The following is a 24457-nucleotide window of genomic DNA, read 5'->3' as shown; positions in this document are numbered from 1 at the left end:
CCTTATCTCGGCCCCTTATCCCCGGGAGAAAATCATGGTTCAAACGACTGCAGCCGTTATTTGTGGTGAGAAAGATGTCCAACTACGCACCTTTGAATTGCCAGCAATCGGTGAAGACGAATTATTGGTAAAAAACATTTCCAACAGTATCTGTTTATCGACTTATAAAGCCGCACTACTTGGTAGCAAACACAAGCGTGTACCAGACGATATCGACCAAGTACCAGTAATGACAGGCCACGAATACGCAGGCATCATTGTCGAAGTTGGTGCCAACCTAAAAGATAAGTATCAACCTGGCCAACCGTTTGTGCTTCAACCAGCGATGGGGCTGCCCTCAGGTTACTCTGCTGGCTACAGTTACGAAACATTTGGTGGCAATGCGACCTACTCTATCATTCCAAAAGTCGCTATTGACCTAGGTTGCGTATTGCCATACAACGGCAGCTACTTTGCTAATGCGTCTTTGGCTGAGCCTATGTCTTGTATCATCGGTGCTTATCACGCTAGCTACCACACAACACCATACGTTTATGAGCACCAAATGGGCATTAAACCGAACGGTTCTCTAGCGTTATTGGCTTGTGCCGGACCAATGGGCATTGGCGCAATTGATTACGCAATTAACGGCCCGGTGAAGCCTCGCCTATTGGTGGTGACCGATATCGATGAAAATCGCTTAAGCCGCGCTCAATCGTTAATTCCTGTTGAAAAAGCCGCTGAAAATGGCGTTGAACTTCACTATGTCAACACCGCTAACGTCGACAACCCAGTTGAGTACTTAAAAGGACTTAATGACGGTAAAGGTTATGATGACGTCATGGTCTACGCGGCGGTGCATCAAGTGCTTGAACAAGCGGACGACCTACTCGGCAACGATGGCTGTCTCAACTTCTTCGCCGGGCCGACTGACAAGCAATTCAAAGTGCCGTTTAACTTCTATAACGTCCATTACGAATCAACGCATATTGTTGGCACTTCAGGTGGTTCAACAGGTGATATGGTCGAGTCAATCGAGCTTTCTGAGCAAAACAAGATTAACCCTTCATTTATGATCACGCACGTTGGTGGGCTTGAGTCAGCACCTCACACGATTCTCAACCAGCTTGAGATTCCTGGCGGCAAAAAGCTGATTTACCCACATATCGATTTGCCACTAACAGCGATTGACAACTTCTTATCACTTGCGGATGTTGACCCGTTTTTTGAAGATCTCGACGCGATATTGAAGGCGAATAACTACGTTTGGAACGCTCACGCAGAAAAAGCGCTACTTGAGTTTTACGATGTCAGCCTCTCTGTTTAGCGCTGGCTTACTGTGTGGTAGCCTAGAGCTGCCACATTCTAAAAAGGTTAATCAACATTTGTCCCGAGAAGAAGAGCTGTTTGATGCGATAGACCATTGTGAGACTGCAACCTGCTTTCTCCAAGTATCGAACAAGATTATCAACTTAAAGCTGAAAGAACTATTGCCACAAGTCTTCGTTCAAGACGAATTCGTTATGCAATACGCCGTTGCACCATTAATCAGAGAAGACGGTCCATTGGTGACTACCGATGTCGTCTCAAAGCTTATCTTCGCAATGGGGAAAATTTCGCTCGAAACATACGCAGATATTGGCCTTTACGACCAGATGCTCGACTATGCGCTCAATCAGCCAGCTAAGCTGAGTTATGACGACGACATGGTGTACGAGTTTATTACCAACCAAGCGACGTTAACCAAAGGCGAAGACAGTTTTTATCTCGATTCGATTAACCAGCTTAAGTTTTCTTCGTTCGAGTCGTTCTCACAAATGCGCTACGAATCGCTGATCAAAACGGTATTGAAGCTCTCTTGTGAAATGCTTATCGAACGGGTCACCAAAGAGATTTTAGAATAAGGCTTACACTATGAAAGTCACATTAGATGTCAGTGGCTTCGAAACTCAAGCAAAGTTTCCTGACAGCGACGTCTCACTGATACACAAACCCTTGGTCGAGAAATTCTCACGCTTATTTGAGCAAAAACAAGAACGAGTTGTTGTGTTTCTATGCGCCCCACCCGGTAGCGGAAAATCCACCCTTGCGGCGTTCTGGGAATATTTATCTTACCAAAACGAAAATCTTGAACCACTGCAAGTATTGCCGTTTGACGGGTTCCATTACCCGAACGAAATCCTCAACAATAACTTTATCGAACGAAACGGCGAGAAGGTTTGTTTAAGAGAAATAAAAGGCTCATTTGAAACCTTTAACTTGAGTGAGCTTATCCGTAAACTAAAGCTACTCAAAACCAGCGACCCACTTTGGCCATACTACGACCGAAATTTGCATGACCCTGTCGAAGATGCGATCCGAGTTAAAGACAATATTGTTGTCGTTGAAGGTAACTGGTTGCTACTCAATGAGCCTGTTTGGAACGGATTACACGAGCTGGCTGACTTTACCATTTTTGTCGATACCGACCCTAAGTTTCTTGAAGAAAGGCTGGTAAACCGCAAAATACGTGGTGGTAGCTCAGCCGAAGAAGCGCAGGCGTTTTACCATAGTTCAGATTCACTCAATGTGGATAAAGTACTTAATCACTCAGTTTCTGCGGACCTTACTTTGTTTATGAACCAAGATGGTTCTTTCGAAATCAGATAACCACACAAGGAGACAGTATGAACATAGTCGTGGATAGTCATACACATACTATCGCCAGTGGTCATGCTTACAGCACTATTATTGAAAACGCTCTCGCGTCTAAGAACAAGGGGTTAAAACTTCTTTGTACTACGGATCATGCTCCTGAAATGCCCGGTGCCCCCCACTACTGGTATTTCAACAACCAAAGAATTTTGCCCCGCTTTTTACACGATGTCGGTATCTTGCGAGGTGTAGAAGCCAATACACTTAACCAGACAGGAGAGCTTGATCTGCCGCCATCGTCTTATCCACATTTAGATTGGGTCATTGCCAGCTTTCACGAACCTGTATTCGCGCCGGCGTCAGTCAAAGAACATACCCAAGCACTGATCAATGTGATTGAAAGCGGCAAAGTCGATGCCTTAGGGCACTTAGGTAATCCGAATTACCCGTTTGACCTGAAACCCGTGTTGCAATGTGCAAAAGAGAATAATGTCGCGATCGAAGTAAACAACACTTCTCTCACTGGTAAAAGCCGCAAAGGCAGTGATGTCCATTGCTCAAACATTGTCGGACTCGGCAATGAAATTGGCGTTTACTTTACTACCGGTTCTGACGCGCATTTTTGTGAAGAGATCGCTCGCTTAGACCTAGTAATTTCACTGCTAGAACAACACAACGTGCCTGAAGAAAGAGTAATCACAAGTTCAGCATCTCGGTTTTTGAATTTTCTCTTGCTGCGCGGCAAAGCTCGCATCCCAGAGTTTGAAGCGCTTTATTAAACTCATTCTGTCAAGTTGATCAACAAAGCCCCGCGTTTACCGCGGGGCTTTTATTTAATAGGTGCTTGTATCGAACTCTGACGAAACTTGCCTTTCAACATCAACAATAAAAAATAACTACTGCCCGAGGTTGCCACTAGCGTCCCTAAAGCAATTTAATTTGGATAAATAAGCGCATGATTGTTATCGAACAGGGACAAATCACCGAACTTCACTCCAAGAACTGCTTTCACTAAACACCGTTTATGCTCAGCTGTAGAAACATCAAACTAACGGATTCTTAGGTTAATCTAAATACTCATATAACTTTAAGGGCACATCGGTGCCCTTTTTACTGCCTATCAAAGACTTAACTATATCGCATCAATCCGTTATCTACGCATGTTCACAAAAATGCATATTGACGCAGAACTGAACCACTAACCCTGAGATGATATACAACGTGATGAGCAAAAAGTTGGCGATCTAACAATTCTAGTGCTCTCACCTGTTCAATCAAAACCAATAATGACAAGGAAGTGAGCATGCAAACGAAAATGGTACTTGGTCCAATACTTGGGCTCGAATCCGACCACCACTACACCGTTGTGGTCGTGACGTCTAAAACCGCAAATTCTGTCAGCGTCAGTTACCCTCAACATTCTCCTGTGCCTGCGACCCTTATCGGCGAAATCAATGATGGTAAAGTGTGGCGTATGGAACTCAATATCGAAGGCCATGGCGCAGAAACCATCACTTATGCTCTACAGCAAGATGGCGAAGAGTTGTTGGATAAACGCGGCAATCGCGAATGGTCTTTCTACGTTCCTGGTCCACAAGAGAAACCAAAGTTTGCCTATGCCTCGTGTAACGGTTTTTCAGACCTAAAAATAATGAACACCACTGAAAAGCCATACCGCTTATGGTCTGAGATGGCGAAAGAGCACCAACAAGAACCGTTCTCTTTGCTATTAATGGGCGGAGACCAAGTTTACGCCGATGCGATTTGGACCGAAGTCGACACACTAAAAGCATGGAATGAGAGAGATCGCGAGGTCAAAGTAAAACGTCCAGCGAGCAGAAAAATGGTCGCCCAACTCGACCGCTTTTACAGCAAACTGTATGTCGACCGTTGGAACAAAGAACCAATGGCATCAATGCTTGCATCAATTCCATCGGTAATGATGTGGGACGACCACGATATTATTGACGGCTGGGGCAGCTATCCTGACGACATCCAAAGCTGTGACGTTTACCAAGCGATTTTCAGCGCAGCGCGTAAACACTTTGAGCTGTTGCAGATTCGCGGTCCACAAAACCGTTCACTATTGCAAACCAGTCACTCTGTCCGTGACCACTTTGCCAGCGCATTGAAATTCCACGGTTACGATATCCTCGTCTTGGACAATCGTGCGCAACGTACGCTTAAACAAGTCATGAGCAAAAATCAGTGGGACTTGGTTATCGAGTATCTCAAAAACCTCGAAAGCGATAACCTACTAGTATTGAGTGCGGTTCCTGTGGTTTACCGTGATTTCTCATTTGCAGAAAACACGTTAGACACCACGCCATGGGAAGAAGAACTGACTGACGATTTAAAAGATCATTGGCGCGCGAAAGAGCACGAAGGCGAACGATCGCGACTCATCATGCGCTTGCTCGATTACTCCCAATCAAGCAAACGCCGCACCGTTATTCTATCTGGTGACGTACACGTTGGCGCACTTGGTGTGATTCGCGACTCTAGAGATAAGCAGCAACGTTCGGTCCATCAGGTCATTTCTTCCGCCATTGTCCACCCTGCACCAAGCTATATGCAGTGGCTAGGCGTTTGCGCTATCACCAATGACCGCACCGAATATCTGGATGAGAACAATCAAGTGGCTGCGGATATGTTGCGCCCGTATGGCTCAGACAAATACATCCGCGCGCGCAATTTTGCGACGCTACTTGAGGGCACGGATGGCAAACTCTGGGTCAACTGGCGCACGGAAAATGACGACACTCCCGCTTTCCCGATTCAGTAGATTTTATGAAGAAAAGCCGGCAGTGTCCGGCTTTTGTTTCTCGATTTATTTACTGACTAAATAATCACCAATTCTTCGATAGACTTTAATCACGCTTTGCGTTATATCTCTTTCATTGGCGATTGAGTTTTTGCGAGGGACCGCATGTTAGAAGCGTTTGGCGTTATCAATATTTGGACGTATTTGGTTGGGCTTTTGATGATTATCATCGCTCCAGGACCAAACTCTATCTATGTGCTTAAGTCAGGCTCTTCACTTGGTGTAAAGACCGGATACAAAGCCGCTATGGGCGTGCTAGTCGGTGATGCGATCTTAATTCTGCTCTCTTACCTTGGCGTCGCTTCACTTATCCAAACTTCTCCGGTTTTGTTTACTATTATCCGTTATTTGGGTGCGGCTTATTTGCTGTATCTTGGACTTAAAATCATTCATCAATACTGGTGTAGACGAGCAATGGATGAATCTGGTGTTGAGCGCCCACAAAAAGTTGAAAACGTCTTCGCTAAAGCGCTCACGCTAAGCTTAACCAATCCAAAAGCGATTCTATTTTACGTGTCGTTCTTTATTCAGTTTATCGACTACACCTATGAACACACATGGATTTCTTATTTGATCCTCGCAACCATCTTAGAGATCTTTAGCACTGTCTATCTAAGTGTATTGATATTCGTTGGCACATCGCTTACCCAACTGTTCAAAAACAATCAAATGTTGTCGAAGTTAGGCAACGGACTGCTAGGGTTGCTCTTTATGGGATTTGCCGCGCGCCTTGCCAGCCTAACCTAGCCGAACAAAGCGCGAAGCTTCAATGATTAATCGTTAACGGTGGAGAGGATAATGGCGGTACCCATTCCACCGCCAATGCAGAGCGACGCTAATCCTAGGTGTGACTTAGAGCGAACCATCTCATAAATCAATGACGTGACGATTCTTCCCCCAGATGCCCCTATCGGGTGGCCAAGTGCAATCGCGCCACCATTGACGTTGGTCTTATCGGCAAACCATGAATAGTCGACATTGTGCAGGCTCGACAGCCCTTTCATCACACCAATTGCCTGAGAGGCAAATGCTTCGTTGAGCTCAAGGCGTTCAATGTCAGATAAGCGCAACTGTGCTTTACTCAACGCCTGAGTGACCGCTGGGACTGGTCCTAATCCCATCACACTCGGATCTACGCCCGCTTGTGCAACAGATACAACTTCAGCGAGTGGTGTTAACGCATGAGCTCTAAGCGCTGCTTGACTAACTAAAACCAACGCGAATGCGCCATCGTTAATACCTGACGAATTTCCAGCAGTGACGGTGCCTTGCTTATCAAATGCTGGGCGTAGCGCAGACAAACTTTCTTTCGTGGTGCCAAAGCGAGGATGCTCATCGGTATCTACAATGTAAGGACCTTTACGCATCGCGACTTCAACTGGCACAACCTCTTGCTTGAAGTGACCAGACTGGATGGCGTGCTCTGCCCGTTGCTGGCTAGTTGCGGCAAACGCGTCTTGTTCTTCACGACTGATTTCGAACTGCTTAGCGATATTCTCCGCCGTAATCCCCATATGATAGTCTTCAAACGCGTCGGTCAGGCCATCTTTCAACATGGTATCAATCATCGACATATCGCCCATTCTATTCCCAGAACGTACACTTCCATCCACCACAAATGGCGCATTGCTCATGCTTTCCATTCCAGCAGCGACAACGATATCGGCTTCTCCCGCTTTGATGGAATTCACGCTATTTAATATCGCTTTCATCCCACTGCCACAGATCATATTCAACGTGTAAGCGGGTGTCTCCACTGGAATGCCCGCGTGAATCGCAGCTTGCCTACCGACACCTTGTCCTTGACCAGCGCTTAATACATTGCCTGCGATGACTTCATCAACCAGTTTAGGGTTTACCCGCGCTTGCTCCAACGCGGCCTTGATAGCAATACTGCCAAGTTCCACAGCCGACATTGTCGATAAACTGCCCATAAACGTGCCAATCGCGGTGCGCTTCGCTGCCACTACATAGATTTTTTCGCTCATCTTACAACACCAACCCACCGTCAATTTTCAACACTTGTCCGGTGATAAAACTCGACTTGTCACTAGCAAGAAACTCCACCCCATTCGCAATATCATCAGTGGTTCCCATTCGTCCTAACGGCGTTTTGTCTTTCATCATCGCCAGTACTTTTTCTGGCAAATCCGTCGTCATTGGCGTTTCGATAAAACCAGGGGCGACACAGTTTGCTCTCACCTGAGCGCCTTTGCGCGCAAATTCTTTCGCCCAACTCTTGGTCATGGCAATCACGCCCCCTTTTGTTGCCGCGTAGTTGGTCTGGCCGATATTGCCGTCTGTACCGACAACGGAAGACATGGTGACGATCGAGCCGCAGTTGTTTTCCATCATCAATGGAGCAACCGCTTGAGTGAGATTAAACACCCCTTTAAGGTTTACATCGATGACCAAATCCCAGTCTTGCTCTGTCATCTTGTCGATAAGAGCGTCTCTAGTAATCCCAGCATTGTTGACCAGCACATCGACTCGGCCGTGTACTGCTTTAATGTCTTCCACTAGCGCCTGAATTGTGACACGGTCACATATATCAATCGTTACGGGCTTAATTGTTTCCGACGGCGGGTAAGCAATCGCTAAGGCACGTTGATTGATATCGAGGGCATAAACGGCTTTTGCGCCTTGATTAGTGAATCGCTCAACGACAGCTTTACCAATTCCTTGCGCGGCTCCAGTAACGATACAAACTTTGTTCTCAAACATAGTGATTTTCCCTGTGACTATTCGTTTTGTTATTTGTTTTGTTGTTGCTAGGGCTGGGCTACAACGCCAGCTTAAATTCGGCTTCAAAAATCGCGCGATCCATCAAGGAGAGATTCACGCTGACGTTCGGTTGAAATGACATTTGATTCAATACGTCTTCGGTTAAGTCGATACCCGGCGCGATTTCGATCAATTCCAGTCCTTGCTCTGTCAGACGGAAAACAGCACGTTCAGTGATATAAAGGACTGGCTTGTTATTCTGGAGTGCTTGAGATGCACTGAAGGTGATTTGCTCGACTTGTTGGATGAACTTATGCTGTGCGCCTTCATTTTCGATGACTAACTCTCCGGATGCTGCCGTCACCGCAAGCCCCTTAGCGGTAAATGTTCCGCAGAAGTACACCTCTTTGGCGTTCTGGGTAATATTAATAAACCCGCCACAACCGGCAATTTTGCTACCGAAACGCGAGACATTGATGTCTCCTTTCGTATCGCATTGCGCTAAGCCCAAAAACGCCTGATCGATGCCACCACCATCATAGAAATCGAACATCTGATCTTGGCTAATTATCGCGTCAGGGAAACGAGATGCACCGAAATCCAAACCACTTGCCGGGGTTCCGCCTACCGCTCCGGGTTCGACCGTCAGCGTAAAGTGCTCGAGAATGCCAGCTTGCTGCGCGACTTTTGCAATGTATTCTGGTGCGCCGATGCCGAGATTAAGAATGGAATTTGCTTTGAGTTCCATTGCAGCGCGTCGAGCAATAATAGTTTTTGCATCCAGAACGGTTTTCTCTTCGGCAACGTGTTGGGGCTTTCTTTGCCCTTTACCAACAAACTCTGGATTCATCATGCTCGCAAAAGTTTGCATGTGCTCGTTCGGGTCTTCACACACGACAACTGCGTCAACAAATATGCCCGGTATTTTCACTGCGTGCGGATCAAGCATTCCCGCTTCCACCACGCGTTTAACCTGTACGATGACTTTACCGTTGTTGTTCCTTGCCGCTTGTGCTGCTGCGAGGCTCTCGACAATCAAGCATTCATCTTCCATAGTGATATTGCCGCTTTCATCGGCGGTTTTGGCCCGCATAAACGCCCCCTCCAAGGGGAGGTTGTGGGAGAAAAAAAAATCTTCGCCCGCCAAAATGATCCCCTCCACCCCGTCTCCCCGCGGAACGCTATTAATCTTGCCACCTTCAATGCGCGGGTCGACAAATGTCCCAAGTCCGACTTTACTGACTGTTCCCGGTTTGCCAGCGGCGGTATCGCGCAATAAGTGAGAGATGATGCCTTGCGGCAAGTTGTAGGCTTCAATCAAGTTATCGACAGCCAGTTGCTGTAACTTCGGCACTAACCCCCAGTGACCGCCAATCGCGCGCTTAACCAAGCCTTGTTGTGCAAGATGGTTTATCGCTCGACTTTTTCCGTCGCCTTGCCCTGCTGCGAAGAGCAAAGTTAAGTCTTTGGGCGAGCCAGAGTTAACAAAGCGATCACCAATTGCACGTTCAATTGCTTCTGGTACGACACTGCCGATAAAGCCACCGAGTAATACCGACTGGCCGTCTTCAATCCACTGCGCGGCCTGCTCTGGGGTCAATTTTGTCACCACGATTCACCTTCCTTAGTAATGAATCTCAGATTAGACGTTGCTTTCTGATTTGTTAATTGCACAAATAGAGATTGTGAATTTCATATCTGCAATTATCCGGTCGCTTATTTGTCGTTCGTCACATCCAATTGCGAGTGGCTTTGTTGATATTGAGTTCGTCAACTCTCTGAATCAGATAGCGCTTAAAACCGTTGCAGCGCTCTGGCATTGGGGTTCGAGGTCGATAGAACATATCAATATCGAAACTAGCACATTGATAACTATCCATGATCTGAACCAAATCACCGTGTTTAATGTGTTGGTAAACCAGTGAGTGAGGAAGGTAAGCGACGCCTGCGCTTTCCATCGCTAGATCGAGCAACATTTCGCTATTGTCACATTCAAGCGTATCGCGAATGGTGACAATCTCTTGCTCACCACTCTGCTCAAAGCACCAACGGTTACCGCCTAATAAAGTTCGTGCATACAAACAACGGTGTACACTAAGTGCCTTAGGGGTGTCTGGCATGCCGTATTCAGCAAGATACTTTGGCGCAGCACATAGATAGAGTGGTTCTCTTAACAAGCGTTTACGCACCAGAAGTGAGTCTGGAGAATGTTCGCCTTCGTAGCTAGCGCTGGCTCGAAAAGCGAAATCAATCGTCAATGGGTCAAATTCACCCGCCTCAATGAAGATGCGAAAATTCACCTGTGGGTGCAGGTCCATATACTCAGCGACAATCTTAGTCAGGTACTGACGGGCGAACAGCGGAGTCGACGATAGGCGAATCTCTCCTTGTTGCTCTTCCGCTAAGTTCTGCACTTGCTCAACAAGGTTGTTGATATCCGGTAGTAGCGGAGAAAAACGCTCGTATAGCAACTGTCCAGCCTGAGTCGCCACAAGTTGTCTAGTACTTCGCTTAATTAACTCCACCGATAGGGTTTCTTCTAACTCTTTTACCCAGCGACTCCCTGCTGCGGCTGAAATGCCTTGAGTCTCAGCGGCTTCACGGAACGATCCCGTTCTAAGCACTGCACAGAAGAAGACGATCTTGTCGAGTATCGGTTGCCGACTAGAGAGCAGGTTTTGCGACATTAGCTCACCAAACCCTTTTCTAACGCCAGCTTAACCAGTGCAGCTGTTGAGTTGGCACCAAGCTTCTTTTTAATTCGTAATCGGTGCGTTTCTACAGTGCGCACACTAATATGCAGCGCATCCGCGATGTCTTTGTTGCAAGAACCATTGACGATCTCTTTCAACACATCCGATTCTCGCTTTGAGAGGGTGTCGTCTTTGGTTTCAGGCTTTTCATTGATTTGTTCCAATAAGCGATCAGAGGCCTGTGGGCATAAGTAAGAGCGCCCTTGTGCGACTTGGTTAATCGCCATCACCAGTTCTTCTGACCCAACGTCTTTTAAAACGTACCCTTTTGCGCCTGCTTTAACAGAGCGGACAACGTAATCTCGGCTGTCGTGCATCGACAGCATAATCACCGCAGTATCTGATTTAGACGTTGCAAGTTTCTCGAGCACCTCAATACCATTCAAGTTAGGCATATTAATATCGAGAAGCAGGACGTCCGGCTTAAGGGTTAACGTAGCTTGCAGTGCCTCGGTTCCTGTGCCGACACAAGACAAAATATCAAGATTCTCCTCACGCTCTAGCCTAGATTTCAGTCCGTCTTGCATCAGACGGTGGTCATCCGCCAGTACCAATTTGATCATATAAACTCCATGTTTAAACTCACGCGTACTTCCGTACCTTCTCCTTGCGTGCTGGATACAATGAAGGAACCGCCGATAGCTTGAATGCGCTCTTTCATATTCTGTAATCCCATATGTTCCAGTGTAGCTGGATTATGTTTACCAGACTTTAGTTGTTTGGCAGGAATGCCTACGCCGTCATCACTAATTGTCAGGATCAACAATCGCCCTTCTCGCTGCATGATCACGTCCACGCCTTGGGCATCCGCATGCTTTTCAACGTTATGGAGTGATTCTTGAACCACTCGGTATAAGGTCGTTTCCACCTCAGGCAGCATCTCCACACCATCAATGTCGTGCTCAAACACCAACTCTAACTGCGTACGTTGGCGCAGTTCGTTGATGTAGGCTTCAATTCCGGCCACCAGCCCCAAGTCATCCAGTTGCGGTGGGCGTAAATCACGCGAGATCCGGCGCAACTCAACAATTGCCTGCTCCATTGCGTTCTTACTTGCGCTGAGTTCTTTGCTTTTCTCGTCTTGGTTTTGTTCTTTATCGACATTGTCGAGACGATACTTAGCCGCCACTAACAGCTGATTCACGCCGTCATGCAATTCTCGTGATACGCGCTGTCTCTCATTCTCTTGGGAGTCGATGATTTGCTGATTGAGCACACTGAGTTGTTCATTCGCCAATCTGCGAACATTGAGGTTTAGTGACGCGCCAAGTGCTGCGATGACTGAAACCGATAGGAACATCACCACAAACAATGCGCTGCTGGTTTTGCCAACGTTTTGGTCGTAGCCGTTCTCCATATGGGAAACCTGACGCTCGATGTCGTCTAAGTAAACACCGGTTCCGACCATCCATTGCCATTTGTCCAAAGAGATCGCGTAGCTCAATTTGGGCAACGGCTCTTTCATTGACGGCTTATGCCATAAGTAGTCAACAAACCCACCGCCCTCTCGGCCTACTCGAATCAGTTCTTGCAACAGCTTTTTGCCTCGCACATCTTCGACCTCCCACCAATTCATACCTATGCGCTCAGGTTGATATGGTAAGACCAATGCATCGCCATCCCAGGTATAAACGAAAAAGTATCCGTCGCTTCCATACGTGAGCTGACTCAACTTTTTCGCAACTATTTTCTGCGCTTCTTGGGTAGAAAGTGACTCATCTAGGTAGTAAGGCTCGATGCTTTTCACTGCCATTTCTACGTACTGTTTCAATTCTTGTTTTTTTGCCGCGAGTATATTGTTGCGGGTCAATTGAACTTGATCTTCAACTAATTGTTTTGCTTGGCTAAATAGGATTCCCGCCACAATAACCACCACCACAATCAAAGGTACGATCGAGAGCAAAATAATGTTGATTGTTAATCGCCTGTTACTAACAAAGCCCATTGTTCCTTCCTGAGCCAGTACGTAGTTTTACTGACATTTTATTTGGAAAACTGCATGAAATACCGACAAAATTTGCGCAATTTCAACAATAGAGAGTCATTAATCCCCTCACTACACTTGGGCTCAAATGTAACATTGCGTTAACACAAATATCTACCCAATGTTCACATTTCTTGATATCGACGGGAATAAAGCCTAACAAGGAGAAAGTTATGAACTTCAAGAAAGTTGCTATCGCATCGGCACTCGCGCTCGCAGCGACTGGGATGTCAGTCAGCGCGCAAGCGGCGGATAAAAAGATTCTACTGAAAACACCGATCGCGTTTGGTAGCCACCTACCTGCACTGGGTACACCAATCCAATGGTATGCAGACCACATCACCACGACATCTGGCGGAACGATCAAAATGAAGATCTATGAACCGGGTAAGCTGGTTAACCCTGCGGAAATCCTCGATGCGGTTTCTACGGGTAAGGTCAACTCTGGTTACGCTACTGCGGGTTACTGGCAAGGCAAGCTGCCAGCATCAGCACTCTTTTCTGCAGTTCCTTTTGGACCAGAAGCTGGCGAATACATGGCATGGCTTTACTTCGGTAACGGTTTAAAACTTTATCAAGAAATGTACGACCAAGGCGGTTACAACGTAAAAGTATTGCCGTGTGCAATCATTTCACCAGAGACATCAGGCTGGTTTAAAAAGCCAATTGAAAAGCCAGAAGATCTTAAGGGACTCAACATGCGTTTCTTCGGTCTTGGCGCTTCTGTGATGGAAAAACTTGGTGTAGGTACTGTCCAGCTACCGGGTGGCGAGATCTTTGGCGCACTTGAGAAAGGTGCAATCGACGCATCTGAATTCTCTCAACCTGCCATTGACCAACGTTTAGGTTTCCACAAAGTGGCTAAGTACAACTACTTCCCGGGTTGGCACCAACAATCGACGGTATTTGAGTTGCTGATCAACAAAGATACTTGGAATGGGATGAGTGAGACTCAACAGTCTGCGGTTGAAACAACCTGTATGGCAACCATGACCTACTCAATCGCCGAAGGTGAAGCGATGCAGTATTCCGCTATGGAAAAAGCCAAAGAGAACGGCGTCGAAATTCGTTACTGGAACAAGGAGATGCTCACCTTATTCGAAACAACTTGGTTAGAAGTGGTGGACGAGAAAAAAGCCGCAGACCCATTCTTCGACAAAGTATGGCAAGACCTATCTAAGTTCCGTAAAGGTTACGCATTGTGGCAAGCGAACGGTTTCTTACCTCGCGCAACACAAACTCAATAACCCCTGTGAATTGGACCTGTGGCCAGCCTAAAAGCTGGTCATAGGTTGTAAGGAGTGACCAATGAGCAAGGTTCTAATTTCTACCCCCACCGTCCCACTCTACTGTCAGGTAGAGAAGTTCATCACCACAATCAGTAAGTTTTTTGCTTGGACCAATGTGGCTCTGATTGGCGTGATCATTTTGCAAGTTGTCTTGCGTAAAGTTTTTTCCAACGGGCAAATCGCGCTGGAAGAGTTGCAATGGCATTTATACGCGACTGCCGTGATGTTCGGTACCGCTTACGCGCAAGTGACCAACTTGCACGTGCGTGTTGATTTGTTTTACCACAAGTTCTCAGAGCGCACCAAAGCTGTTGTCGACCTACTTGGATTGCTGCTGCTTGCGATGCCATTTGTCATCGTTGTCATTCTGCATTCTTACGACTTTGCTTATGAGTCGTGGCGCGTCAACGAAAGTTCTGCTTCGCCTTCAGGTTTACCTTTCCGTTGGCTGATTAAAAGCGTTATCCCACTGAGTTTTGCACTGCTGCTGCTTTCTATGTTTGCCAAAGTGCTGCGATCGTTAGAAACCATTTTCAAAGGAGCGAATCATGGAACCGAATGAGTGGATTGTCATCGCCATGTTTGGCTCGTTTATCCTACTGCTGTTTACCGGTATTCCTGTGGCCTACGTACTTGGCGGGATTGGCGTTGTATTTGGCGCAGTCGGTTACTTTGCCGATTTGTATTTGGATACTTTTACCGGGCTTGATTACACCAGCATGGGGCTGGTAGTAAACCGTATCTATAAGATCATGGATAACTGGATTTTGGTTGCGCTGCCGATGTTTATCTTTATGGGTAACATGCTCGATAAATCAGGCATTGCGGAAAAACTCATGTCTTCCATGCAAGCCCTGTTCGGTAAAGTGCACGGCGGCTTGGCGATTACTGTTATGGCGATAGGTATTATTCTTGCCGCATCGACGGGTATTATCGGCGCGTCCGTTGTGTTACTGACCGTGATGTCACTGCCAAGTATGATGCGTCAGGGATACCACTTACCGCTTGCACTCGGTACGGTCGCCTCTGCTGGTACTTTGGGTATTCTGCTGCCGCCATCGATCATGTTAGTGATCATGGCTGACCAGCTTGGACTCTCAGTCGGTGACCTGTTTATGGGCGCGATCATTCCTGGTTTATTACTCGGTGCGCTTTATATCGTTTACATCCTCGTGGTCGGTAAAATGTCACCAAGCAAAGCCCCTATTCCAGAAGACGTCCAACCCGTTGAATGGCGACTCATCTTGCAGGTGTTTAAAGACATTACGCCGACAGTGATGTTGATCTTCGTGGTACTCGGCTCCATCTTTGCCGGTGTCGCAACGCCAACAGAAGCATCGGGCATTGGTGCAATGGGCGCAACTTTGCTTGCCGCATACAACAAGAAACTTAACTTAAAAGTGCTCAAAGAGGTAATGCTCGCTTCGTATGGGACTACCGCTTACATCTTTATGATTTTCCTCGGCGCGTCGTGCTTTGCGTTGGTGTTGCGTGAGCTTGGTGGTGATGAACTGATTGAATCTTTCTTAAGTGGCTTACCGTTTGGACCTTACGGCATCATCGCGTTCATTCTAATGATTGTGTTCTTCCTAGGGTTCTTCTTAGACTGGATTGAAATTACTCTGATCGCACTACCACTGCTTGCCCCTGTTATTGCAAGCTTGGGGATTGAATTAGACGGACATGGTGTGGTTGATAATCCTAGTTTGGTGTGGTTTGTGATGCTTGTGGCAATGGCGCTGCAAACCAGCTTCTTAACGCCGCCTGTTGGGTTTGCGCTGTTCTACCTTAAAGGGGTTTGCCCAGAAGGCGTTGCACTGAAAGATATCTACCGCGGTGTTATCCCGTTTATTTTGATTCAGTTGATTGCTTTGGTTTGCTTGGTAGCTTGGCCTCAGTTAGTCCTCTGGTTCCCAAGTGTCGCTTATGGATAGACTACCTGCTGCGATTTTACTTTAGCCACTTTATAAAACTTAAGGCGAGCCGCTCTGGTTCGCCTTTTCTTATGACTGTCCTGCTCGAATAAGGGCTTCAAGCCCGTGTGAGCAAAGAAATTTCAATTATTTTTCTTTCCTTAAGTGTTTCTTAAGTTTCGTCCCTTAATTTGTCATTACTAACTCAGTAAAGGGGCATCCGATGAGACATCCAATAACAACACCCGAATTTAAACTGGAAATCGTTGCACCAAATCACCCTTTGTGGCCACAAGTGACTCAACAGCTCTCTACCCGATACGAGCAAGCGTTTGACGCGAAATTGGCCACGTTTATGCCTGAATTTATGACGCTAATGATTGGCGACGAAATTAAATCTTTATGCGGTTTTCGCAACGCAGGTAACGAAGCTCTCTTTCTTGAGCAGTATTTAGATGATCACGCTGAAGTTATCCTCAACCAACATTTTGACGCAAACATTACCCGCGATAGCGTGATTGAGTTTGGTCAGCTTGCATCCTTCGCTCATGGAAACTCACCAATCCACTTCTTCCTAATGGCGGAAAAGCTGGTCGAGCAAGGGTACGAATGGTGCATTTTCACCGCCACCGACCCTTTACATGCCCTAATGAAACGCCTTGGTCTGACGCCAACCATCATCGCAGAAGCGAGCGCTGAGCGAGTACCAGAAGCCGAGAAAATCTGGGGCACCTATTACCAACATAAACCGCGTGTTCTAGCCGGTAACTTAGTTGAAGGCTACCAGCACTTGTTAGCTTTGTTCCAACAAGCCGATGAAACACAGAGAGGCTAAGATGAGCCAGATTATTCAAGCGATTTATCGCAACGCGCAACTCAATCCGAACCAGGTTGCACTGAGCGGGTTTGACGCAGCGAACAACGCTACCTCTGTCACTTATCGTCAGTTAGTCGATAAGCTCGAGAACACCGCGAACAGTATTAAACACTTGGGTGGTCAATGTATTGCACTTCGAGCAGAAAACTCAATTGATTGGGCCATCGTTGACTTAGCCGCGATGATGGTAGAAACGCCACTTGTGCCTATTCCAACGTTCTTCTCTAATCAACAGATCGAGCACGTACTGACTAGCACTGGCGCTGATATTCTAGTTGGTGATTGGAACGATCAATTCGACCGCCAAGACAGCGTTTGCCACTTAGAGGGATTACCCGCTTATCGCATATACACAGAGCCATGTGGTGCATTGCTTGAAGGAACCGTCAAGGTCACCTTTACGTCAGGCTCAACAGGGACACCAAAAGGCGTTTGTCTGAGCGAAGATAATCTATTTCGCGTTTCAAGCTCTCTGGTTGCCGCACTGGATGTTGACGTTGCTCGCCATCTTGTATTGCTGCCGCTATCAACGCTACTTGAAAACGTCACCGGCGTTTATGTTCCGTTGATTCTCGGTGTCACCAGCATGATATTCCCTGGTGAGCACGTTGGTTTAACTGGTTCTAGCAAGTTCAACGCACAGGATTTTTCTCAAGCGTTGGCGCAATATCAGCCAAACAGCTTGGTGCTAACACCTGCCCTGTTGATGGCACTGATTCAAGTCGTAAAACACAATACGCAATTGGGTGAACCACTACGCTTTGTCGCGGTTGGTGGCGCACGAGTCGCACCAGAAATCATGGAGATGGCGCATCAGCTTGGCATCCCTGCTTACGAAGGTTATGGGCTTTCCGAAAGCGCCTCTGTCGTGTCATTGAATGCACCAAACCATGTAAAGCATGGCAGTTGCGGCGCGGCGTTAGAGCATATTGAAGTGCAAGTCGCCAAAGACAATGAACTGTTAATCAAAGGCAATATCGCACTCGGTTACTTAAACGAACCTTTTACTGATGAATGGTTAGCGACTGGCGATTTGGTCAACATAGATCAAGACGGTTTCATTCACATTCATGGACGTAAAAAGAATCAAATCATTACCAGCTACGGGCGTAATGTTTCGCCTGAGTGGATTGAATCTCAAGCACAAGTGTTCATGCCCGGCGTAAAACTGCTAGTGGTAGGCGAAGCACAGCACTCGCTGTCAGCCATTGTTGAACCGACGGATTATATCGTTGAGCGTATTAGCCTACTCAACGAAAGTTTGCCTGATTACGCTCGCATTCAGCGTCTGATCCTTACCTCGAATTTAGCCACTCATGCCCATTGGTTTACCGAAAACGGCCGTCCGAAAAGAGACGTAATTGAAACATGGGCGAGCGAACTGATTTCTGGTCGCTATACCAATACCGACCATCAAATTATTGAATTGTACTAGTTGTAAACAAATAAATTTTAAGGAGCAAGCCATGAGCTTTTTCAACACTCTTAAAGAGCAGACACGTGAAGCACAGCTAAACATGCTTAACGCGCCGATTTTCCAAGCTTGCCAGAATGGCGAAATTAACCGCGAAATGTACGTCGCATTCCTAACTCAGGCGTTTCACCATGTAAAACACACCGTGCCTCTGCTAATGGCATGTGGTGGGCGACTAGATGCCGAGCACGAATGGGTTCGTGAAGGACTAGCAGAATACATTGACGAAGAAAAAGGTCACCACGAATGGATTCTGAACGACATCCGTGCATGTGGTGCTGATGCAGAGCTCGTACGACACAATCAAGGCATTGGCCGCGTCGGTGACGCGATTGAGCTCATGACATCTTACCTATATCACCAAATCGACCGTCACAATCCGATGGCGCTATTCGGTATGGTGTGGGTGCTTGAAGGCACAAGTGTAGGCGTAGGAGGTCAGATTGCCAAACTGGTAAAAGAGACCTTGGGCCTACCTGAAGAAGCAATGACTTATCTGACGTCCCATAGCGTGCTTGACCAAGACCATATTCAATTTTTTGAGTCGCTAATGGAGCACGTCACTGACGAGCAAGATCAGCAAGCGATCATCGACTCGGCGAACATGGTATTTAAGCTATATGGCCAAATGTTAGAAAGCTTACCCCTAACTGCCGCAACTCAAGCAGCGTAGGAGGCGATGATGGACTTAAACGGTAAATACATTTTGCTTACTGGTGCCTCTGGCGGCATAGGGAAAGCCATTGCACATAGCTTGGCTGCACAAGGAGCCAAGCTGTTGTTGGTTGCGCGCAACGGCAACAAATTATCCGAGTTGATTCAGTCGTTACCTAACGCAGAAGAACATCAGTGCCTGAGCGCTGACTTAGCAACTCAAGACGGTTTAATGTTGCTTCGCAACAAAGCGCGCGAATACTTACAGCAAAACAAGAAAATTAGTGTCGTAATTAACAACGCTGGAACTAACCAGTTCCGTTTTCTTGCTCAGCGCGAGGCAAGTTCAATCCAACAAGAAATTGAGCTGAACTTAACCACACCAATCTTGTTAACGCAAAGTGCCCTAACTTGGTTACAACGCCCGGGAATCATTTTGAATATTGGTTCAACCTTCGGTTCTATTGGTTATCCGGGGTACTCCACTTACTGCGCTGCTAAATCTGGCTTACAGAGATTCAGCGAAGCTATGGATCGTGAGTTAGACGGCGCAGGTGTAAGAGTTTTGTACCTTGCACCAAGAGCGACGGACACCGAACTAAACAGCGATCGTGTTAATCAGTTAAACAAAACCCTGGGGAATCATTGTGACTCTCCAAAAATCGTTGCTAACCACGTCGTCACCATGCTGCAAAAAGAAACTTCAGCGAAATGGATCGGTTGGCCTGAAAAGTTGTTCGCCCGCATCAACCAAATCTTACCAAGCTTGGTAACCAACTCGATCCGCAAGCAGCAACAAACTATCCATGACTTTATTAGACAAGCAGAAAAGTAGAGGTAACTAAGATGAAACTTCTTTCTATGACAACCATCGCTACCGCAACGATCCTTGCGAGCAGCAGTGCTTTTGCTGCGGTTCCAACGCTAAACAGCATTCAAAAAGAATGGGCTCAGTGTCAATATCAAGTAACCGACAGCGACGAGCAAGAGAAGTGCTTTCAAGTTACGATCTTACATAACTCACAAGCTCTATATGCTAATCCAGACAACCCAGAGCTCACTGTTTGGCTGGCAATAAACAAAGCCTCACTTGCGGGTGCAAAAGGTGGTTTAGGCGCGTTATCATTGGTTAAAGAATCGAAAGCGCTACTGGAAAAAGTGATTGATTCAGCGCCCAAAACGTTAGATGGTTCCGCTTATACTAGTTTGGGTTCGTTATACTATAAAGTACCGGGATGGCCGATTGGTTTCGGTGACGATGAAGTCGCAGAAAAAATGCTGAAGAAAGCACTTGAAATCAATCCTGATGGCATCGATCCTAACTACTTTTATGGTGATTTCCTTGCAGAAGATGGACGCCGTAGCGAAGCAATTAAGTACTTGACCAAAGCGCAGCAAGCGGCGCCACGTCCTGATCGCCCAATTGCAGACCAAGGCCGACAACAAGAGATCGCCCAACGACTTGAGAGTCTTACGAAATAATGCGAATACTTCTGGTTGAAGATGATAACTTACTAGGCCAATCAATGGTGACGTCTCTGAGTCGTCACGGTTACACAGTTGATTGGCTCACCCTCGGCGGCGGCGTAAATGCCGCCCTGAAAACCGAACAGTTCACTGCCGTTATCCTCGATCTCACCCTACCTGATATCGATGGATTAACCGTACTTAAGCGTCTTCGAGACGCTGGATACGATCTACCAGTAATGATTTTGACCGCGCGTGACGACATTCAAGACCGAGTCAAAGGGCTTGATGGTGGCGCAGATGAGTACATAGGTAAACCATTCGCATTAGAAGAGTTACTCGCTCGTTTGCGTGTGTTGATCAGGCGTCAAACTGGCAGCGCAAGTGAGAAGATTCAAATTGGTGATTTGTCTTTGTCTTTGTCAGAACAGATCATCACCTTCCAACATGAGCCTCTCAAGTTAACTCGTAAAGAGTTTAAGTTGCTCGCGAGTTTGATGACAAACGCTGGTCGCGTGATGAGTAAAGAGCAATTGCTTCAATCACTGCATGGCTGGGAAGACAATAGCAACGACAATACTATTGAAGTCCACATCCATAACTTGCGTAAAAAAGTGCCTAACCTGCTGATAAAAAACATTCGTGGTGTGGGGTATATCATTGAAAAATAACGTCCCTTTTTCCATCAAACGCCGTGTAACTGGCGTCGTTATAATACTTACCATCACCATGGTATCGCTGACATTGCTATTTAGCGCAATGTCGACAAAACACGAAACTCAAGAAGTCTATGACGCAAGGCTTGGTCAAACGGCCAAGCTATTGCTACTCACAATATCGTCATTCGAATCACAACTATCACAAGCCTCGATCCAAAGTCAGTTTGAGGCGTGGATGGAGAAGATTCGTCAACTATCTGATTCCGATGATGATCCTACTGTGTACGGCCATCCGTACGAGAACAATATTGTTTTTCAGCTTTATAAGAACAACGCTTTGGTTTGGAGCTCACGCAAAGATGCTGGAGTGCTTTCTCCATCACCCGAGTTTTCCGGCTTTGGTGACCGCGAAGTGGACGGCAGAGAATGGCGAATCTTCCAGTTGCACTCAACGGATTCTGAGTTTGTACTAGTCGCTGAAAAACACGCCATCAGACAAGAAATCATCAATGAAGTGGTGTTATCCGCAATTTTGCCGCAGATGATTCTTTTCCCGCTGTTTATCGTTATTTTGATCTACTTTATCGACAAGAGTTTTCGCCCTATTTCGGAGCTTAGATTGGCGATTTCTCAACGTAGTATCGAGAAACTTGACCGGATTTACGTATCTAACCAAACCCTTGAGTTATCACCGCTAGTCGATACGCTAAACCAATTGTTGGAGCAACTAGAATTGGCGTGGCAACGTGAAAGACAGTTCACCCGCATGGCTGCGCATGAGATTAAAACACCGTTAACCATACTTAGACTTAACGCAGAGAACGCACTACACAGCCAAGACAGAGAGCAGTTAGAACAAGATTTGGGGAATTTGCTCAAAGGAATTGATCGTACTGACCGAGTTCTTCACCAGCTATTAACGCTAGCAAAAGTAGACAGTATTACCAATCTCGAAAAGCAAGATGTCGTACTCAACAACGTTTTACAATCGACCCTGTCTGACTTGGCACAGTTGGCACTTCGTAATGAACAACATTTAAGTTTAGAAGGTGATACCTGTTCAATTCAAGGTGATGAGTTTTTGCTCGGATTATTGTTTCGTAATCTGATTGATAACGCCATTCGCTATTCAGGCAACGGGAGTAACATTGATGTTCGCGTTGTGGCATCCGATTACTGGTATGAAGTGTTTATCTCAGACTCAGGGCCAAATGTCAGTGACGAAGCGAGAGAAAAGCTGTTTGATAGCTTCTATCGTGCCAATACCGAAAAAGGAGACGGCGCTGGACTCGGTATGTCTATCGCCCGAGATATTGCTGTATTACACAATGCTACTGTTGAACTCTTACCGAGAGAGAATCACACTAATACCTTCCGCATACGTTTTAAACACTAGGCAATAAGGCGCTTGTGTAGTCACAAGCGCCTACATTAACCCTATCAATATCTTTCATGCCAAACATAAGTTTTATTGATTTCTTAAGTAAACCTTAAGTATTAGTTGCTATTCTAACTCTATTGTATGAAATGGAGTTACCTTGATGTCTATTGTAAAAACGATGTCTCTGCCTCGAATCGAAATGAGCATGCCGATACTTGTTGTGATTTGCTCCGTGTATTTCGGTACTGTCCTAAACTACCCTGTCCTTTATAAAATGTTTCAGCTCAGTGTTGGTGTTCCAAACCCGTTATTTGCCTACACTTCCCCTGTTCTATTGACTTGTGCATTCATTATTATCTTTTCAGTGTTTGCTTGGCCCTATTTCTTCAAACCATTTATGGCCTTTTTGTTCGTGACTTCAGCCGCTGCGCTATATGCACAGATCAACTTTCAAACTGTATTTGATATGTCGATGATGGAAAGCATCTTCGAAACCAATTCTTCAGAAGTACTGTTCTACTTAAATAGCTCCACCCTGCTCTATCTATTTTGCTTTGGTGTTCTGCCATCCACATTTGTTTACATGGTTCGAGTGAAACCTCATCGCACTTTATTAAGAGCTATCGCATCACGCTTTGCCATTGTCATCCTCGCGTGCGCAGGCATCGGTTTAATTGGACTAACCAGCTACAAAGACTACGCGTCTGTCGGTCGAAACAACCACTACCTCAACAAAATGATCATCCCTGCTCACGTATTTAATGGCGTAAAGTACCTTAAGCAAACGTATTTCACGCAGCAAATTGCCTATAAGAACCAAGGAACCGACGCAGAGATCAAACCGAATCCAAACGGCAAACCGACCTTGATGGTGGTGGTATTAGGCGAAACCGCACGTGCGATGAACTTTGCTTACAACGGATACCAGCGTAATACCAACCCTTACACGCAAGATATGGGATTAATCTCGTTCCAAGATGTCTCGTCATGTGGCACATATACAGCACTTTCCGTCCCTTGCATGTTTTCAAACCTGACACGTCGTGACTACGACAAGAAACGAGCAAATGCACAAGATAATGTGTTCGACGTAATGAAACACGCTGGCGTCGATGTGCTTTGGATTGATAACGACGGCGGCGATAAAGGTGTCGCGAGACGCTTGGCACAGAAATCTCTCGATGCTTCACTAAAAAACGAAAACTGCGATGGGAACACCTGTTTTGATATTGCGATGCTACAGCAGGCTCAACAGTTCATTTCAGATAATACAAGCGATAAGTTGCTTATCTTACATACGATTGGCAGCCACGGACCGACGTATTGGCAACGTTACCCAAATGAGATGGCGCCTTTTCAGCCTGCATGTAATCGCAGTGACATCGAAAACTGCAGCGATTCAGAAATCGTCAATGTCTATGACAATACGTTGGTTTACACCGACTATGTACTGGCACAAACCATTGTTCAGTTAAAAGCGGTATCAGACGATTACAACGTGATGCTCACTTATATTTCTGATCACGGCGAATCTTTGGGCGAAAGCGGACTTTATCTGCACGGCACACCTTACGCCTTTGCGCCTAAAGAGCAAACTCAGGTTCCTTGGTTGCTTTGGATGCCAGAGCAGTACGCCCAACAAAAGCAACTTAATCTACAATGCATCAAGGATAAGGCGGCAAACGCCTCTATCTCCCATGATAATGTCTTTGATAGCTTACTTGGACTGTATGGCATTAACACCTCGCTACAAGATGCAGCGTTAGATATTACCAGTGGATGTGCGGCTAACTCATAGCTATGATCTATCCGCAGAAGTCAAAAGGCGAGCTTACTGCTCGCCTA

General features: G+C 46.4%; 23 protein-coding genes. 17 read left to right on the top strand and 6 right to left on the bottom strand.

Going from position 1 to position 24457, the window contains the following annotated elements:
* Positions 1–34 precede the first annotated feature (34 nt).
* The 6 genes from HCZ42_RS06650 to leuE all read left to right on the top strand — a co-directional run bounded on the left by HCZ42_RS06650 (position 35) and on the right by leuE (position 6184).
* Complete coding sequence (locus tag HCZ42_RS06650; protein ID WP_167419945.1) at positions 35–1306, top strand: zinc-binding dehydrogenase; 1272 nt, start codon at positions 35–37, stop codon at positions 1304–1306.
* A gap of 58 nt (positions 1307–1364) precedes the next feature.
* Positions 1365–1883 carry an MltR family transcriptional regulator gene (locus HCZ42_RS06645; RefSeq protein ID WP_167419996.1) on the top strand — a complete coding sequence of 173 codons (519 nt, stop codon included), beginning with the start codon at positions 1365–1367 and terminating at the stop codon, positions 1881–1883.
* A 10-nt stretch (positions 1884–1893) separates the two neighbouring features.
* Positions 1894–2628 (top strand): nucleoside/nucleotide kinase family protein, encoded by a 735-nt coding sequence (locus HCZ42_RS06640; RefSeq protein ID WP_167419944.1) that lies wholly within the window; start codon positions 1894–1896, stop codon positions 2626–2628.
* Positions 2629–2645: 17 nt separating this feature from the next.
* On the top strand, positions 2646–3392 hold the full coding sequence (locus tag HCZ42_RS06635) for a phosphatase (RefSeq protein ID WP_167419943.1): 747 nt from the start codon (positions 2646–2648) through the stop codon (positions 3390–3392).
* Between the two features lie 524 nt (positions 3393–3916).
* Positions 3917–5398: an alkaline phosphatase D family protein gene (locus HCZ42_RS06630; RefSeq protein WP_167419942.1), complete on the top strand. Its 1482-nt coding sequence runs from the start codon at positions 3917–3919 to the stop codon at positions 5396–5398.
* A gap of 144 nt (positions 5399–5542) precedes the next feature.
* Positions 5543–6184 (top strand): leucine efflux protein LeuE, encoded by a 642-nt coding sequence (gene leuE / locus HCZ42_RS06625; RefSeq protein WP_167419941.1) that lies wholly within the window; start codon positions 5543–5545, stop codon positions 6182–6184.
* A 26-nt stretch (positions 6185–6210) separates the two neighbouring features.
* Here the strand turns inward: leuE and HCZ42_RS06620 are convergent, their stop codons facing one another.
* The 6 genes from HCZ42_RS06620 to HCZ42_RS06595 form a co-directional block, all read right to left on the bottom strand.
* Entirely contained in the window at positions 6211–7425 is a 1215-nt protein-coding gene (locus tag HCZ42_RS06620; protein ID WP_167419940.1) for an acetyl-CoA C-acetyltransferase, read from the bottom strand.
* A 1-nt stretch (position 7426) separates the two neighbouring features.
* Positions 7427–8161, bottom strand: coding sequence for a beta-ketoacyl-ACP reductase (locus tag HCZ42_RS06615; protein ID WP_167419939.1), 735 nt, complete (start codon positions 8159–8161; stop codon positions 7427–7429).
* A 58-nt stretch (positions 8162–8219) separates the two neighbouring features.
* Complete coding sequence (locus HCZ42_RS06610) at positions 8220–9773, bottom strand: acyl CoA:acetate/3-ketoacid CoA transferase (protein WP_167419938.1); 1554 nt, start codon at positions 9771–9773, stop codon at positions 8220–8222.
* Positions 9774–9891: 118 nt separating this feature from the next.
* Complete coding sequence (locus HCZ42_RS06605; protein WP_167419937.1) at positions 9892–10848, bottom strand: LysR family transcriptional regulator; 957 nt, start codon at positions 10846–10848, stop codon at positions 9892–9894.
* Positions 10848–11477 (bottom strand): response regulator, encoded by a 630-nt coding sequence (locus HCZ42_RS06600; RefSeq protein WP_167419936.1) that lies wholly within the window; start codon positions 11475–11477, stop codon positions 10848–10850. Before HCZ42_RS06600 ends, HCZ42_RS06605 begins: the two co-directional genes overlap by 1 nt.
* Positions 11474–12859 carry a cache domain-containing protein gene (locus HCZ42_RS06595; RefSeq protein ID WP_167419935.1) on the bottom strand — a complete coding sequence of 462 codons (1386 nt, stop codon included), beginning with the start codon at positions 12857–12859 and terminating at the stop codon, positions 11474–11476. The genes HCZ42_RS06600 and HCZ42_RS06595 overlap by 4 nt, the downstream gene beginning before the upstream one ends.
* A gap of 212 nt (positions 12860–13071) precedes the next feature.
* Between HCZ42_RS06595 and HCZ42_RS06590 the strand changes: the two genes are divergently transcribed.
* The 11 genes from HCZ42_RS06590 to HCZ42_RS06540 all read left to right on the top strand — a co-directional run bounded on the left by HCZ42_RS06590 (position 13072) and on the right by HCZ42_RS06540 (position 24410).
* Entirely contained in the window at positions 13072–14145 is a 1074-nt protein-coding gene (locus HCZ42_RS06590; RefSeq protein ID WP_167419934.1) for a TRAP transporter substrate-binding protein, read from the top strand.
* Between the two features lie 61 nt (positions 14146–14206).
* The gene (locus tag HCZ42_RS06585) at positions 14207–14749 is read left to right on the top strand and encodes a TRAP transporter small permease subunit (protein ID WP_167419933.1); all 543 of its coding nucleotides are present in this window, start codon (positions 14207–14209) and stop codon (positions 14747–14749) included.
* Positions 14736–16121, top strand: coding sequence for a TRAP transporter large permease (locus HCZ42_RS06580; protein WP_167419932.1), 1386 nt, complete (start codon positions 14736–14738; stop codon positions 16119–16121). The genes HCZ42_RS06585 and HCZ42_RS06580 overlap by 14 nt, the downstream gene beginning before the upstream one ends.
* A gap of 202 nt (positions 16122–16323) precedes the next feature.
* The gene (locus HCZ42_RS06575) at positions 16324–16935 is read left to right on the top strand and encodes a thermostable hemolysin (protein WP_167419931.1); all 612 of its coding nucleotides are present in this window, start codon (positions 16324–16326) and stop codon (positions 16933–16935) included.
* Position 16936: 1 nt separating this feature from the next.
* Positions 16937–18412 (top strand): AMP-binding protein, encoded by a 1476-nt coding sequence (locus HCZ42_RS06570; RefSeq protein ID WP_167419930.1) that lies wholly within the window; start codon positions 16937–16939, stop codon positions 18410–18412.
* Between the two features lie 31 nt (positions 18413–18443).
* On the top strand, positions 18444–19124 hold the full coding sequence (locus HCZ42_RS06565; RefSeq protein WP_167419929.1) for a TenA family transcriptional regulator: 681 nt from the start codon (positions 18444–18446) through the stop codon (positions 19122–19124).
* 9 nt (positions 19125–19133) lie between these two features.
* Complete coding sequence (locus HCZ42_RS06560; protein ID WP_167419995.1) at positions 19134–19940, top strand: SDR family oxidoreductase; 807 nt, start codon at positions 19134–19136, stop codon at positions 19938–19940.
* Between the two features lie 11 nt (positions 19941–19951).
* Entirely contained in the window at positions 19952–20587 is a 636-nt protein-coding gene (locus tag HCZ42_RS06555; RefSeq protein ID WP_167419928.1) for a tetratricopeptide repeat protein, read from the top strand.
* Positions 20587–21243 (top strand): response regulator, encoded by a 657-nt coding sequence (locus HCZ42_RS06550; RefSeq protein ID WP_167419927.1) that lies wholly within the window; start codon positions 20587–20589, stop codon positions 21241–21243. The genes HCZ42_RS06555 and HCZ42_RS06550 overlap by 1 nt, the downstream gene beginning before the upstream one ends.
* Positions 21233–22627: an ATP-binding protein gene (locus HCZ42_RS06545; RefSeq protein ID WP_167419926.1), complete on the top strand. Its 1395-nt coding sequence runs from the start codon at positions 21233–21235 to the stop codon at positions 22625–22627. Before HCZ42_RS06550 ends, HCZ42_RS06545 begins: the two co-directional genes overlap by 11 nt.
* Before the next feature lie 145 nt (positions 22628–22772).
* Positions 22773–24410, top strand: coding sequence for a phosphoethanolamine transferase (locus tag HCZ42_RS06540; protein ID WP_439848985.1), 1638 nt, complete (start codon positions 22773–22775; stop codon positions 24408–24410).
* Positions 24411–24457: the final 47 nt, after the last annotated feature.

Origin of the sequence: Vibrio hepatarius, assembly GCF_011806575.1 — a bacterium.
GTDB classification, from domain to species: Bacteria; Pseudomonadota; Gammaproteobacteria; order Enterobacterales; family Vibrionaceae; genus Vibrio; species Vibrio hepatarius_A.
Note: the sequence above shows the minus strand (reverse complement) of the source record. Positions and strands in the feature narration are given on the sequence as shown.

Bases quoted from the DNA above. Each gene is read 5' to 3' on its own strand.
- HCZ42_RS06590 (WP_167419934.1), top strand. From the start codon at position 13,072: ATGAACTTCAAGAAAGTTGCTATCGCATCGGCACTCGCGCTCGCAGCG.
- HCZ42_RS06605 (WP_167419937.1), bottom strand. From the start codon at position 10,848: ATGTCGCAAAACCTGCTCTCTAGTCGGCAACCGATACTCGACAAGATC.
- HCZ42_RS06620 (WP_167419940.1), bottom strand. From the start codon at position 7,425: ATGAGCGAAAAAATCTATGTAGTGGCAGCGAAGCGCACCGCGATTGGC.
- HCZ42_RS06575 (WP_167419931.1), top strand. From the start codon at position 16,324: ATGAGACATCCAATAACAACACCCGAATTTAAACTGGAAATCGTTGCA.
- HCZ42_RS06630 (WP_167419942.1), top strand. From the start codon at position 3,917: ATGCAAACGAAAATGGTACTTGGTCCAATACTTGGGCTCGAATCCGAC.
- HCZ42_RS06585 (WP_167419933.1), top strand. From the start codon at position 14,207: ATGAGCAAGGTTCTAATTTCTACCCCCACCGTCCCACTCTACTGTCAG.
- HCZ42_RS06650 (WP_167419945.1), top strand. From the start codon at position 35: ATGGTTCAAACGACTGCAGCCGTTATTTGTGGTGAGAAAGATGTCCAA.
- HCZ42_RS06640 (WP_167419944.1), top strand. From the start codon at position 1,894: ATGAAAGTCACATTAGATGTCAGTGGCTTCGAAACTCAAGCAAAGTTT.
- HCZ42_RS06555 (WP_167419928.1), top strand. From the start codon at position 19,952: ATGAAACTTCTTTCTATGACAACCATCGCTACCGCAACGATCCTTGCG.
- HCZ42_RS06550 (WP_167419927.1), top strand. From the start codon at position 20,587: ATGCGAATACTTCTGGTTGAAGATGATAACTTACTAGGCCAATCAATG.
- leuE (WP_167419941.1), top strand. From the start codon at position 5,543: ATGTTAGAAGCGTTTGGCGTTATCAATATTTGGACGTATTTGGTTGGG.
- HCZ42_RS06580 (WP_167419932.1), top strand. From the start codon at position 14,736: ATGGAACCGAATGAGTGGATTGTCATCGCCATGTTTGGCTCGTTTATC.
- HCZ42_RS06595 (WP_167419935.1), bottom strand. From the start codon at position 12,859: ATGGGCTTTGTTAGTAACAGGCGATTAACAATCAACATTATTTTGCTC.
- HCZ42_RS06540 (WP_439848985.1), top strand. From the start codon at position 22,773: ATGTCTATTGTAAAAACGATGTCTCTGCCTCGAATCGAAATGAGCATG.
- HCZ42_RS06600 (WP_167419936.1), bottom strand. From the start codon at position 11,477: ATGATCAAATTGGTACTGGCGGATGACCACCGTCTGATGCAAGACGGA.
- HCZ42_RS06560 (WP_167419995.1), top strand. From the start codon at position 19,134: ATGGACTTAAACGGTAAATACATTTTGCTTACTGGTGCCTCTGGCGGC.
- HCZ42_RS06570 (WP_167419930.1), top strand. From the start codon at position 16,937: ATGAGCCAGATTATTCAAGCGATTTATCGCAACGCGCAACTCAATCCG.
- HCZ42_RS06565 (WP_167419929.1), top strand. From the start codon at position 18,444: ATGAGCTTTTTCAACACTCTTAAAGAGCAGACACGTGAAGCACAGCTA.
- HCZ42_RS06635 (WP_167419943.1), top strand. From the start codon at position 2,646: ATGAACATAGTCGTGGATAGTCATACACATACTATCGCCAGTGGTCAT.
- HCZ42_RS06615 (WP_167419939.1), bottom strand. From the start codon at position 8,161: ATGTTTGAGAACAAAGTTTGTATCGTTACTGGAGCCGCGCAAGGAATT.